Source organism: Georgenia sp. (assembly GCF_054605595.1).
Genome location: NZ_JBTSDU010000021.1, coordinates 1 through 12,269 on the forward strand (window position 1 = coordinate 1; position 12,269 = coordinate 12,269).

The 12,269-nt window shown below is 70.3% G+C and carries 12 protein-coding genes; 5 read left to right on the plus strand and 7 right to left on the minus strand.

What is annotated here, in order from left to right; translation table 11 throughout:
• Positions 1-684 (plus strand): cytochrome c oxidase subunit I (locus tag ACYC1Z_RS04565; protein ID WP_461408358.1); only part of this gene is annotated, 684 nt, incomplete at its 5' end.
• Positions 685-728: 44 nt separating this feature from the next.
• The gene (locus ACYC1Z_RS04570) at positions 729-1,130 is read left to right on the plus strand and encodes a cytochrome c oxidase subunit 4 (protein ID WP_461408384.1); all 402 of its coding nucleotides are present in this window, start codon (positions 729-731) and stop codon (positions 1,128-1,130) included.
• A 106-nt stretch (positions 1,131-1,236) separates the two neighbouring features.
• Here ACYC1Z_RS04570 and ACYC1Z_RS04575 read toward each other — a convergent pair whose 3' ends face one another.
• The 5 genes from ACYC1Z_RS04575 to ctaE all read right to left on the minus strand — a co-directional run bounded on the left by ACYC1Z_RS04575 (position 1,237) and on the right by ctaE (position 6,457).
• Positions 1,237-1,854, minus strand: coding sequence for a superoxide dismutase (locus tag ACYC1Z_RS04575; protein ID WP_461408359.1), 618 nt, complete (start codon positions 1,852-1,854; stop codon positions 1,237-1,239).
• A 304-nt stretch (positions 1,855-2,158) separates the two neighbouring features.
• Positions 2,159-3,880 carry a cytochrome bc1 complex cytochrome b subunit gene (qcrB, locus tag ACYC1Z_RS04580; protein ID WP_461408385.1) on the minus strand — a complete coding sequence of 574 codons (1,722 nt, stop codon included), beginning with the start codon at positions 3,878-3,880 and terminating at the stop codon, positions 2,159-2,161.
• A gap of 44 nt (positions 3,881-3,924) precedes the next feature.
• Positions 3,925-4,977: a cytochrome bc1 complex Rieske iron-sulfur subunit gene (qcrA, locus tag ACYC1Z_RS04585; protein WP_461408360.1), complete on the minus strand. Its 1,053-nt coding sequence runs from the start codon at positions 4,975-4,977 to the stop codon at positions 3,925-3,927.
• Positions 4,974-5,756, minus strand: coding sequence for a cytochrome bc1 complex diheme cytochrome c subunit (qcrC, locus tag ACYC1Z_RS04590; RefSeq protein WP_461408361.1), 783 nt, complete (start codon positions 5,754-5,756; stop codon positions 4,974-4,976). Before qcrC ends, qcrA begins: the two co-directional genes overlap by 4 nt.
• Positions 5,757-5,818: 62 nt before the next feature.
• Positions 5,819-6,457, minus strand: a complete 639-nt coding sequence (ctaE, locus tag ACYC1Z_RS04595; RefSeq protein WP_461408362.1) for an aa3-type cytochrome oxidase subunit III — start codon at positions 6,455-6,457, stop codon at positions 5,819-5,821.
• A 304-nt stretch (positions 6,458-6,761) separates the two neighbouring features.
• Here ctaE and ACYC1Z_RS04600 point away from each other — a divergent pair, with 304 nt between their 5' ends.
• The 3 genes from ACYC1Z_RS04600 (at position 6,762) to ACYC1Z_RS04610 (ending at position 9,587) form a co-directional block, all read left to right on the plus strand.
• Positions 6,762-7,214, plus strand: a complete 453-nt coding sequence (locus tag ACYC1Z_RS04600; RefSeq protein ID WP_461408363.1) for a hypothetical protein — start codon at positions 6,762-6,764, stop codon at positions 7,212-7,214.
• Positions 7,211-8,284 carry an anthranilate phosphoribosyltransferase gene (trpD, locus tag ACYC1Z_RS04605; protein WP_461408364.1) on the plus strand — a complete coding sequence of 358 codons (1,074 nt, stop codon included), beginning with the start codon at positions 7,211-7,213 and terminating at the stop codon, positions 8,282-8,284. Before ACYC1Z_RS04600 ends, trpD begins: the two co-directional genes overlap by 4 nt.
• A gap of 196 nt (positions 8,285-8,480) precedes the next feature.
• Positions 8,481-9,587, plus strand: coding sequence for an IS110 family RNA-guided transposase (locus ACYC1Z_RS04610; RefSeq protein ID WP_461408365.1), 1,107 nt, complete (start codon positions 8,481-8,483; stop codon positions 9,585-9,587).
• Between the two features lie 466 nt (positions 9,588-10,053).
• Here the strand turns inward: ACYC1Z_RS04610 and ACYC1Z_RS04615 are convergent, their stop codons facing one another.
• Together ACYC1Z_RS04615 and ACYC1Z_RS04620 are read right to left on the minus strand one after the other, a co-directional pair.
• Positions 10,054-10,332 carry an Lrp/AsnC family transcriptional regulator gene (locus ACYC1Z_RS04615; RefSeq protein ID WP_461408366.1) on the minus strand — a complete coding sequence of 93 codons (279 nt, stop codon included), beginning with the start codon at positions 10,330-10,332 and terminating at the stop codon, positions 10,054-10,056.
• A gap of 88 nt (positions 10,333-10,420) precedes the next feature.
• A complete protein-coding gene (locus ACYC1Z_RS04620; protein ID WP_461408367.1) occupies positions 10,421-12,199 on the minus strand; it encodes a DEDD exonuclease domain-containing protein in 1,779 nt (592 codons plus the stop codon).
• Between the last annotated feature and the right edge of the window lie 70 nt (positions 12,200-12,269).

Genomic DNA, 12,269 nt, shown 5'->3' on the forward strand with positions numbered 1-12,269 from the left:
TTCCTGTTCGGTGGGCTGACCGGCGTCATCCTGTCCAGCCCGGCCATGAACTTCCAGGTGCAGGACACCTACTTCGTCGTGGCCCACTTCCACTACGTCGTCTTCGGCACGGTGGTGTTCGCCATGTACGCGGGCTTCTACTTCTGGTGGCCCAAGTGGACCGGCCGCATGCTCGACGAGAGGGTCGGGAAGATCCAGTTCTGGTTGCTGTTCATCGGCTTCCACACCACGTTCCTGGTCCAGCACTGGCTGGGCGTGCAGGGCATGCCGCGCCGGTACCCGGACTACCTGGTCGAGGACGGCTTCCAGCTCTACAACCAGATCTCCACCGTCGGGTCGGTGATCCTGGCGGCATCGACGCTGCCGTTCCTGTACAACGTCTACAAGACCCAGCGCGGGCCGCGCACGGTGTTTGTTGACGACCCGTGGGGTTTCGGCAACTCCCTGGAGTGGGCCACCGCCTCGCCGGTCCCGCGGCACAACTTCACCTCGTTGCCGCGGATCCGCTCCGAGCGGCCGGCATTCGACCTGCACCACCCCGAGGTCTCCGCCATGGACCACCCGGAACCGGACCGCGGGCTCCTCGACTCCGTCCTGGCGGGCACCGAGCGCCCGGGCGAGCGGACTGCGGCACGTGAGCGCGCGCAACGCGACACCATCGAGGGCGAAGGGACACAGCGATGAACCCGCACGGCTTGGAACACGACCAGCGGCCGGACACCCGGCCCCTGCGGGTGGAGGCGTGGCTCTTCCTCTCGGGCATCATCTTCTTCGTGCCCATCGGGGTCGTCTACGGGTTCGTCACGGGCTGGTCGGAGGCGGTCGGCGCCGTCGCGCTGATCCTGCTCGGCGGGATGTTCGCGATGGCCGGCGGCTATCTGTGGCTCACGGGCCGCCGGGTCGACCAACGCCCCGAGGACGACCCGCTGGCCAACATCGAGGACCGCGCCGGCGAGGTCGGGGTGTTCTCCCCGCACAGCTGGTGGCCGCTGGTGATGGGCGCCGGCGTCGCGGTGGCCTTCCTCGGCATCGCCATCGGATGGTGGCTGGTCGGGATCGGTGCCGTCATCGCGCTCCTGGCGGTGGCCGGGCAGCTGATGGAGTTCTCCCGGGGGCAGCACGCGCACTGACAGCACGCACCGAAAAGGCCCCCAGGAGCGATCCTGGGGGCCTTCTGGGTGCTTCGGCAAAGGGGGGGGCCGCCGCCCGGCGCGGACCGGTGGGCCCGCGCGGCTGTCAGGCGACGACGAGGCCTGAGCCGGTCACCTTCGCGAGACGGGCGGCGACGTCCTGCCAGTTCACGATGTTCCAGAACGCCTTGACGTAGTCCGCCTTGACGTTGAGGTAGTCGAGGTAGAAGGCGTGCTCCCACATGTCGAGCATCAGCAGCGGGAGGGTCCCGACCGGGACGTTGCCCTGCTGGTCGAAGAGCTGGAAGATCACGAGCTTGCCGGAGAGCGAGTCGTAGGCCAGCACGGACCAGCCGGAGCCCTGGATGGACGTGGCGTTCGCGGTGAAGTGCGCGACGAACTTCTCGAACGAGCCGAACGAGTCCTTGACGGCCTCGGCGAGCTCGCCCTCGGGCCCGCCGCCGCCCGCCGGGGAGAGGTTCTGCCAGAAGATCGAGTGGTTGGTGTGGCCACCGAGGTTGAACGCGAGGTTCTTCTCGTGCAGGTTCACCGCGGCCAGGTCCCCGCTCTCGCGAGCCTCGGCGAGCTTGTCGAGCGCGGCGTTCGCGCCCGTCACGTACGCGGCATGGTGCTTGTCGTGGTGCAGCTCCATGATCTTGCCGCTGATGTGCGGCTCGAGGGCGCTGTAGTCGTAGGGGAGGTCGGGGAGTGTGTACACGGCCATGAATGATCCTCCTGGCTTGTCGGGCGGTGCCGGGAGGCACCGCGGTGCGTCAACGGGTGGGCACCGTCGGCCGCCGCTGGGCGGCCGGCCGGGGTGTTCCCGGTCACCTAGGTCAACCTAGCGGCACCGAGAATGTTCCCGTTGCCCGAACGCGGGTGCGTCCGGTTCCTGCACCGCCGCACGGCTGGCGAACGGCGGAGATTCGTGTGGTCGTCGGCGAGCACGGACGATCGGCCGGCGGGGACGGACGCCCGAGGGCCGCGCCCGTGGGGACCGGCCGTCGTCGGTGGCGTGTGCGCCGCCCTCAGCTCCTGGACTGCTCGAGCGTGGCGACCGACGTGCTGGCGGGCACGCCGTCGTCGTGGTGCTCCTGCTTGACCTCCATCTCGAAGCCGAGCGCGCCGCCGTGGACCTCCTTGCGGGGGCCGTCATCACCCTCGATCTCGCCACCGTGGTGCTGGGCGGCCGCGAGCTCTGCGGGCGTGACGGGCTCGACGCGATCCTCGTAGAAGAACCGGGAGAGCCGGCGCCGCCAGACGTCCTTGCGCCACCCGGGCCGGTCGACGCCGAAGGCGTCTGTGGCGGGCTCGATCTCGACGGGCCGCTGGGGCTCGTGCTGCACGAGGATCCAGCGCTCGTGATCGGTGAGCGGCTTGTGCACCTCCATGAAGCGGCCGTCGGCGAGCTGCACGATCCGGCCGGTCTCGTAGCCGTGGAGCGCGAGCTCGCGGTCGCGGCGCTGCAGCGCGAGGCAGATCCGCTTGGTGACGACGAACGCCACCACCGGCAGGACGAAGAACAGGATCCGGAACGCCCACGTGATGTCGTTGATCGACAGGTGGAAGTGCGTCGCGATGAGGTCGTTCGAGCCGGCCATCACCGTCAGGACGAAGGCCGAGATGATCGCGACCCCGGTGGCGGTGCGCACCGGCACGTTGCGCGGGCGGTCCAGCACATGGTGCTCGCGCAGGTCCTTCGTCGCCGCACGCTCGATGAACGGGTATGCGCCGATGGCGGTGAACAGCAGGCCGGGGACGATCAGCGCCGGGATCAGGACGTTCAGCGAGAGCGTGTAACCGCCGATGACGAACTCCCAGCCGGGCGTGAGGCGCAGCGCCCCCTCCATGAACAGCATGTACCAGTCCGGCTGGGCGCCGGCGGAGACGGGGGAGGGGTCGTACGCCCCGTAGTTCCAGACGTTGTTGATCGAGATCAGCGTGCCCAGGAGTGCGATGAACCCGAAGACGATGAAGAAGAAACCCGCCATCTTGGCCACGTACACGGGGAACGCGGGGTAGCCGACCACGTTGTTGTCGGTCCGGCCCGGTGCGGGGTACTGCGTGTGCTTGTGCACGACCATGAGGATGAGGTGCACGCTCACCAGCCCGACGAGCAGCGCGGGGATGAGCAGGATGTGGACGGTGAAGAGCCGCGGGACGATGTCGGTGCCCGGGAACTCCCCGCCGAACAGCCCGTAGCTGGCGAAGGAGCCGATGATCGGGATCGACTTGGCGACGCCGTCCGCGATCCGTAGGCCGTTGCCGGAGAGCACGTCGTCCGGGAGGGAGTAGCCGGAGAAACCGGCCAGCAGGGCGAGGATCAGCATCGTGAAGCCGATGAGCCAGTTGATCTCGCGGGGCTTGCGGAACGCACCCGTGAAGAAGACGCGGAACATGTGCACCACGATCGCCGCGGTGAACAGCAAGGCCGCCCAGTGGTGCATCTGCCGCATCAGCAGACCACCCTTGACCTCGAAGGACATGTAGACCGTGGAGGCCATGGCCGCCGACATCGGCTGGCCCTGGAGCTGTACGGGCAGCGCATCCTCGGGGTAGGTGGTGTGCGTCATCGACGGCTCGAAGAACAACGTCAGGAAGAACCCCGTGAGGATCAGCACGATGAAGCTCCACAAGGCGACCTCGCCCAGCATGAAGGACCAGTGCTCGGGGAAGATCTTCCGGGAGATGAACTTGACCGCCTTGGCGGCGCCGACCCGGTTGTCGAGGAAGTCGGCGGTGCCCGCCATCTGTTTCGACGGGACGTAGCCGTCCGCCTTGCTGCTCGAGGTGCTCACTTCAGACGCTCCCAGTAGCTCGGGCCGATGGGCTCGGTGAAGTCGCTGCGCGCGACCAGGTAGCCCTCGGTGTCGACGGTTATCGGCAGCTGCGGCAGCGCGCGCCGCGCGGGACCGAAGACGACCTTGGCCTCGTCGGTGATGTCGAACGTGGACTGGTGGCACGGGCACAGCAGGTGGTGCGTCTGCTGCTCGTACAGCGCCACCGGGCAGCCCACGTGGGTGCAGACCTTCGAGTAGGCGACGATGCCGTCGTAGGACCAGTCCGCCCGCTCCGGGCTCACCTTGAGGACGCGCGGGTCGACGCGCACCAGCAGCACGATGGCCTTGGCCTTCTCCTCCAGGAAGTGCTCCTCGTCCTGAAGACCCTGAGGAATGATGTGGAAGACGGAACCGATCGTCACGTCGGATGCCTTCAGCGGTCTGCCGGTGGGGTCGATGGCGAGGCGCCGGCCGACGCCACCGCCCGGGATCTCACCGCCCGTGCCCTCGGGGACGTCGCCCCAGAGCGTGTGCCGGAACTTCGAGACGTCCCAGTCGCCACCGAGGTTGCCGATGAGCGGGATCAGGATCGGCAGGGGTGCGAGTGCCGCAGCTCCGACGATGGCGCCCTTGAGGAGCGGGCGCCGGGCGATGCCGGAGTCGTCGGCGCCGTCGACCATCATGCCGGCGGCGATCTTGCGGGTCTCGTCGTCGGACTGCTGCGGGTGCCGCAGCTCGATCTGCTCGACGTTGGTCATCAGGGCCTTGGACCAGTGGATGGTCCCGATGCCGATGCCGAGCATGCCGACGCCGAGGCCGACGCCGAGCACGAGCGTGGACAGGCGCACGCTGCCCAGCGTGGAGTCCAGCGGGATGGCGAAGTACCCGACCACGGTGGCGGCGGAGGCGATCACGGAGATCGTGAAGAGGAGCGCGATCTGCCCCTCCGTGCGGCGGCGCGCCTTCGGGTCGACGTCGCCGAGGCGGGGCCGATGCTCCTCGAGGCCGGGGTTCTCGAACCGCTCGGGCACGGTGGTCCCGGTGGGCTGGTGCTGGCTGATGCTCACGAGGACTTCGCTCCGATCCACACGGCGACACCGATGAGCGCACCGATGCCGATGACCCACACCCACAGGCCCTCGGCCACCGGGCCGAGCGAGCCGAGCGTGATGCCGCCGACGGACGTCTCGCGCTGCTGCATGAGGTAGGCGATGACGTCCTGCTTGCCCTGCGGGTCGATGTTGGCCTCGTTGAAGACGGGCATCGACTGGGGGCCGGTGAGCATGGCCTCGTAGATCTGGGTGGGGGTGGACCGGAAGAGCGACGGGGCGTACTTGCCCTCGCTGAGCGCCCCGCCGGCGCCGACGGCGTTGTGGCACATCGCGCAGTTCGTGCGGAACAGGGCCATGCCGTTGGCCGGGTCGCCGCCGGCCGGGTCGACCTGCTCGGCTGTGGGGATCGCCGGCCCGGGGCCGAGCGAGGCGACGTACGCCGCGACCTGACTGATCTGCTCGGCGTCGAACTGGGCTTCCTTCGCCTCGGCCTGAGGTGCGTTGCTCGCCATCGGCATCCGGCCCGTCGACATCTGGAAGTCCACGGACGCGGCACCCACACCGACGAGCGACGGCACGCTGTCGGTGCCCTCGGCGGCCATGCCGTGACAGGTGGCGCAGTTCGCCTGGAAGAGGGCCTCACCCTGCTCGATGTCCTGCGCGTTGCCGGCGGTGGCGGCGTCGGCGGGACGTGGGGCGAGCACGGCATAGAGCGCGCCGGTGACGAGCAGGGCGAGCAGGACGAGGATCGCCGGCGCGAACCGGCTTCTCCTGCTGGCGGCGAGTGCCTTCACGATGCTGAGTCCTTGTTCGGGGTGTTGGGACGAGGGAGGACGGGCCGAAGACGGGGTTGCCGTCACCGAAGGATGTAGATGATGAAGAACAGGACGATCCACACCACGTCGACGAAGTGCCAGTAGTACGAGGTGACGACGGCGCTGCCGGCCTCGAGGTGCCCGAACCGCTTGGCCGTGAAGGCCCGGCCCAGCACGAACAGGAAGGCGATGAGCCCCCCGATGACGTGCAGGGCGTGGAACCCGGTCGTAATGTAGAAGACGGAGCCGTAGGAGCTGGCGGAGATGGTCACGCCCTGGTGGATGAGCTCGGCGTACTCCGCGACCTGGCCCGCGACGAAGATCGAACCCATGACGAACGTGAGCGTGTACCACTCGCGCATGCCCCAGCGGGCCACGTCGAGGAGCGAGCCGGTGCGGGACGCCTGGAACCGCTCCGCAGCGAACACGCCCATCTGGCAGGTGACGGAGCTCAGCACCAGGACGGTGGTGTTGACGAGGGCGAACGGCACGTTCAGCAGGCCGGTCGACTGCGACCAGACTTCGGGGCCGGCGACCGAACGATGCGTGAAGTACATCGCGAACAGGCCCGCGAAGAACATCAGCTCGCTGGACAGCCAGACGATGACTCCGACCGACAGCGTGTTCGGCCTGGTCACCTGCACGGGGGGTGCGCTCGGGGCGGCGGTGGTTGACGACACGGCGTCATTATGGCGCAGGTTGGCCCCCTGTTGGCCAGTTCTGGGGTCGGCAAGTCGGCAGGGAAACCCAGGACTAGCGTAAATCCGCCGAAAGGTCAGATGACCAAGACTTTGGTCCTAGTCCGTCGACGACCGGTTTGTCCGATTCGTCCGGACGTGCGGCGCGATGGGCCTCCCGGGCGCCGCGAGCACTACGATGCCGGGGTAGAACGGTGATGCGTGCGTCCACAACGGTGACATGCGTCGACCGCTCGGCACGGACACGGGCGCGGACCGCCCCGCGAGGAAACCTTGGAGGACGACGATGGCCAGCCCGCAGATCGCACCCGAAAGCGCTGCGTCCCAGGTGGACGAGAACGCGACCGTCGAGCTCTTGATCTACAGCGACGACGTCGACACGCGCCAGGCGGTGATCGAGGCGGTGGGGCGCCGGCCCGGCAAGGGCCTGCCCCGCGTGCGCTGGACGGAGGCGGCCACCCACGCGGGTGTGGTGGAGAAGGTGGAGCAGGGAGACTTCGCCCTCCTCGTCCTCGACGGCGAGACGGCCAAGGTCGGCGGCATGGCCGTGGCCTACCAGCTCAAGAACGAGATCTTCAACTGCCCCCCGGCCATCATCCTCACCGGCCGCCCGCAGGATGCGTGGCTGGCCAACTGGGCGGAGGCGGCGGCCGTGGTGCCCGCGCCGTTCGACCCCCGCGAGCTGCAGGAGGCGGTGGCCGGCGTCCTGCGCACGCAGCTCGAGAAGGCTGGTAAGTGAGCCGACCCCCAGCGGCGGCCCACGCCGAAACGCCGACGTGGCCCGAGCTCATCGCTCAGCTCGTGGCCGGTCAGGACCTCACCGCGGCCGAGACCGCGTGGGCGATGGACCAGATCATGGCGGGAGAGACGCCGCCCGCGGTGCTGGCCGGCTTTCTCGTCGGCCTGGCCACCAAGGGTGAGACCGTCGACGAGCTGGGCGGACTGGCCGACGGGATGCTGGCGCGCGCCGTGCCCATCGATGTCTCCGGCGACGTGGTCGACATCGTCGGTACGGGCGGGGACCGGCTGCACACGGTCAACATCTCGACCATGGCGTCCCTGGTCATCGCGGCCGCCGGCGTCGGCGTCGTCAAGCACGGCAACCGGGCGTCCAGCTCGTCGTCGGGCTCCGCGGACGTGCTCGAGGCGCTGGGCGTGGACCTCAACCTCGAGATCCCGCGCGTGGAGCAGAACTTCCGCGAGCTGGGCATCACGTTCTGTTTCGCGAACGTCTTCCACCCCTCGATGCGGCATGCGGCGGCGACCCGGCGAGAGCTCGCGGTGAGCACCGCCTTCAACGTGCTCGGCCCGTTGACGAACCCGGCGCGCCCGCGCGCGGGCGCCATCGGCGTCTCCACCGCCCGCACCGCGCCGCTCGTGGCTGGGGTGCTCGCCCGACGCGGCACCCAGGCCCTGGTCTTCCGCGGCCAGAACGGGCTGGATGAGCTCAGCGCCACCGTCCTCAACGAGATCTGGGAGGTCCGGGACGGTTTCGTCACCGCGTCCACGCTGGACGCCGTGGCCGAGCTGGGCTTACGTCCGGCCACCGTCGCCGACCTGCGCGGCCGGGATGCCACCTACAACGCGGGGGTGGCGCGTGCGCTGCTGGCCGGGGAGCCCGGCCCGGTCCGTGAGGCCGTGCTGCTCAACGCCGCCGCCGCCTTCGTCGCGGACGGCTCGCTCCCGGGCACCTCGGGTGCTGCGCCGCTGATCGAGCGGCTCCGCGCGGGCCTCGACCATGCTGCACGATCGGTCGACTCCGGCGCGGCGGCCGGTCTGCTGGACCGCTGGGTCGCCCGCTCGCACTGATCACGCGCGGCCGCGCGCCGGCGCTCGAACGCACCAAGCGCCGAGGTCCCCGCCCGGGGGCCTCGGTGCTTGGTCGGTCACGGCGGACGGTGCCTACGGCCACATCAGTCAGCATGGAACGGCCGGCCCGTTTCGCATCTCGCGTGGGTCATCCACTCTGGAGCGGAAGGTGCCACATACGAAGGAGCCGGTCGTCATGTCCAGTGTGCAGGAGCGTCGGGACCTGATCCACCTCGGTCTGGACGTTCACAAGAAGACAATCTCTGTCGCGGTGCTCGAGCCTGGCCGGGAAGAGCCCTCGACGTCCTCGATCTCCTCCGATCCCGACGCCGTGGCGCGCCTGATCGCGAGGTTCGATCACCCACAGGAGCTCCTCGCCTGCTACGAGGCCGGGCCGACGGGCTACGAGCTGGCCCGTCAGCTGGCCGGCCTGGGAGTGCGGTGCGAGGTCATCGCCCCGTCGTTGATCCCCCTCGCCCCGGGGGACCGGGTCAAGACGGACACGCGGGACTGCCGCCGTCTGGCCCGCCTGCACCGGGCCGGGGAACTGACCGCGATCCGGATCCCCACCGTGGCCGAGGAAGGAGTGCGGGACCTGTGCCGGGCCAGGGCCGACATGATCATCGACCAGACCCGGGCCAAGCACCGGCTGAACAAGTTCCTGCTCCGCCACGGACGGGTGTGGCGGGACGGGGACAACTGGACGTACAAGCACCGGGAATGGATCGCGGCCCAGCACTTCGACGACCTCGCCGCCCAGGCGACCCTGCGCCACTACATGGCCACCCTCGACGCCCGCGAGGCCGCGGTCACCGCGATCGAGAAGGACCTGACCACCTGGTTCGACCGAGCCCCGTTCGCCGACGCCGTCGCCCGACTGGGCGCCTACCGGGGCATCACCTCGATGGGGGCGCTGACCCTGGCAGCCGAGGTCTGTGACTGGCGTCGCTTCCCTACCGCTGGGGCGTTCATGGCGTTTTGCGGGCTGGTGCCCTCGGAGCACTCCTCCGGGGAGCGCACCCGCCGCGGGCACATCACCCACGCCGGGAACATCCACCTGCGCACCCAACTCGTCGAGGCCGCCTGGACCTACCAGCACCACCCCGCCACCGGCGCCACACTCCGCCGCCGTCAGCAGGGCCTAGACCCCGACGTCGTCGCACGCGCCTGGAAGGCCCAGCTACGCCTGACCAGACGGTTCCGACGACTGGACGCGCGAAAGTCCAGCCGCAACGTCGTCGTCACCGCCATCGCCCGCGAGCTCGCCGGGTTCGTCTGGGCCGAGATGACCACCACGCCCTGATCGCGATGCTCTTCCCTCCTTCCCGGACCGGACCGGCCACCCCGGTCCTGGGACCACCGACCCCACGCGTCGGGCCACCGCCGCAGCAGGACCGATCCCCGTCTGGACTATGCCCGCCCACCCGGGCGCGCTCAGTTAGGGGCACCCACCTGCGAAACGCCGACATGGCGGTACCAACCCGCGAACATCAGTCTGACGGCCAGGCCACCACACAGGGCCCGGCGCGTGGCTATCTCGCCCGTCCACCACCCGCCCACCCGTGAGCCCTCCACGGCAGACACCCCCACAGCACTGACCAGGGTCCCGCCTGTCCGCGCAATCAAGGATTCCGGACGCGCGCCCACGGCCTCAAGGGTCGCTACGCGATCGCTCCGCGACGGCCTACGGCCGCCCTTGACCCCGAATGCCCGCGCCCAGAACCAGGGCGACTACGCGGAAATTCCCCACTTGACAGAGCCGTTCCACATCAGTCCAGGCCGATGTGGAAGGCCTGCTCGAGGTCGTGCTGCGAGTAGGCCTGGAACGCGATGTAGGTCTGCATGCGCAGGACGCCGTCCACCTTCCCGATGTGGTCGGCGACGACCTTGGCGAGGTCCTCGTGCTCCTTGACCCGGGCGACCGCGATGAGGTCGATGTCGCCGGTCACGGAGTAGACCTCGCTGATGCCCTCGAGGTCCGCCACCTCCTGGGCCACCTCGGGGATCCGGGAGACCTCGGCGTCGATGAGCACGATGGCAGTCAGCATGTTCGCTCCTTCAGGGCGTTGTCGGTAGGGCACGGCGTTCTCGGTAGGACGTCGGGGCGGCCCCGGCCGCCTCGACGGATTCCCCCTATCATCCTCGGCCCGGGAGTCGGTGTCTGCCCGCGCCACGCACGGGGCACGCGAGCGGCACGCTCCCGGTGGTGACCTCGACGAGGCGCACCCCGGTCCCCTCGAGCCACCCCGCCACGAGCTCGGACTCCTCGACCGGCGCGGCGCCGCACGCGGCCTCGGGCGCCGCCACGACCTCACCGCCGGCGCGCAGAGCGGCGATCACCGGCGTGGTGGGCGCCCCCCGGGGTGCCACCACGGTGCCCGCGAGCCGGCCGTAGCGCACGAGGACCATCTCCCAGCCGCCGCCCGGGTGCGGCCGCGCCGCCAGGATCTCGGGCGCCGTCACGAGGGGCCGGAGCCGCTCGGTGCGGCGCGCCCCGGAGAGGAGCGACTGCAGGCGGTCCCGCTGCCGCGCGGCCTCCTCGTAGCGCTCCTGGCCGGCGAGGTCCCCGATCTTCCCGAGCAGCACCTCGACCACGGAGTCGACGTCGGTGCGCAGCGCCGCGCGTGCGCGGACGGTCGCGGTGGCGTAGGCGGCCACGTCCTGCGACCCGACGCAGGGTGCGCCGCACCGGCCGATCTCCGCCAGGGCGCACACGTGTGCATCGGTCTGCGGCACGAGCGGGAGCCGCTGGGTGCACCGGCGCACCGCGACGGCCTCCTGGATCGCCTCGAGCGCCTCCGTGGCGGCCCGGCGGGAGGGGAACGGTCCCAGCGCGGAGCCCATCTCGGCGGCGGCGAGCCGCCGGACCACGCTCAGGCGCGGGAACGGCTCGTCGGTGAGGCGCAGCCACGGCCGGCGCTCGGGCCGCCGGGACCGTCGGTTGTACGGCGGGTCGAGCTCGGCGATGAGCCGGAGCTCGCGCACCTGCGCCTCCAGGGCCGTGGCGCAGGGGATCGTCCGGACCCCCCGCGCGAGGTCCAGCATCTCCCCGATCCGGGCCCGCTTCTCGGCGGCGGTGAAGTACTGCCGCACCCGGCGGCGCAAGTTCACTGCCGTGCCGACGTAGAGGACCTCCTGCGACGGGCCAAGGAACTGGTAGACGCCCGGCCCGTCCGGCAGCCCGTCCGCCATGGCGGACTTGCGGCGCCGTCGCTGGGGGACCGGGTCGGTCGCGGTACGCAGGTCCTCCAGGTGCGTCACCCCCAGCGGGGCCATGCGCTCGAGCAGCACGTGGAGCACGTCGACGGTGGCGCGCGCGTCGTGCAGGGCGCGGTGATCGGGCGTCACCGCAGTGGAGAACAGCGCCGCGAGGGTGCCGAGCCGGTGGTCGGGTGCCTCTTCCCGGGTCACGACCTTGCGGGCGAGGCGGACCGTGTCCACCACCGGTGGGCGCGGCCAGGCCAGGCCCATGCGTTCGGTGGCGTGCCGGAGGAACCCGACGTCGAACGGCGCGTTGTGCGCCACGAGCACCGTGCCCCGGCCCAGACCGGCGAACTCCAGGAAGGCGGGCAGCACCTCGGTGATCGGCGGGGCGTCGATCACCATCGCGTCGGTGATACCGGTGAGCACCACGATCTGCGGCGGGATCGCGAGACCGGGATTGACGAGCGTCTGGAACTCCCCGAGGACCTCACCGCCGCGCACCTTCACCGCACCGATCTCGGTGATCTCCGAACCGGTGGGGGAGCCACCGGTGGTCTCCAGGTCGACGACGACGAAGGTCGCCTCGCGCAGGTCGGTGCCGAGCTCGTCCAGGCCGAGCTGGACGGGCACACCGGTGCCGGCCGCGGCGCGGGTGGCGTCGTCGAGCACGAACCGGCGACCGGGCGGCACCTCCAGGAGCGACTGCTGCATGCCCGCCACGCTAGGGCGCGGCACCGACATCGTGCGGTAGCGACACCGCCGACCGCCGACCGGCGGCAGG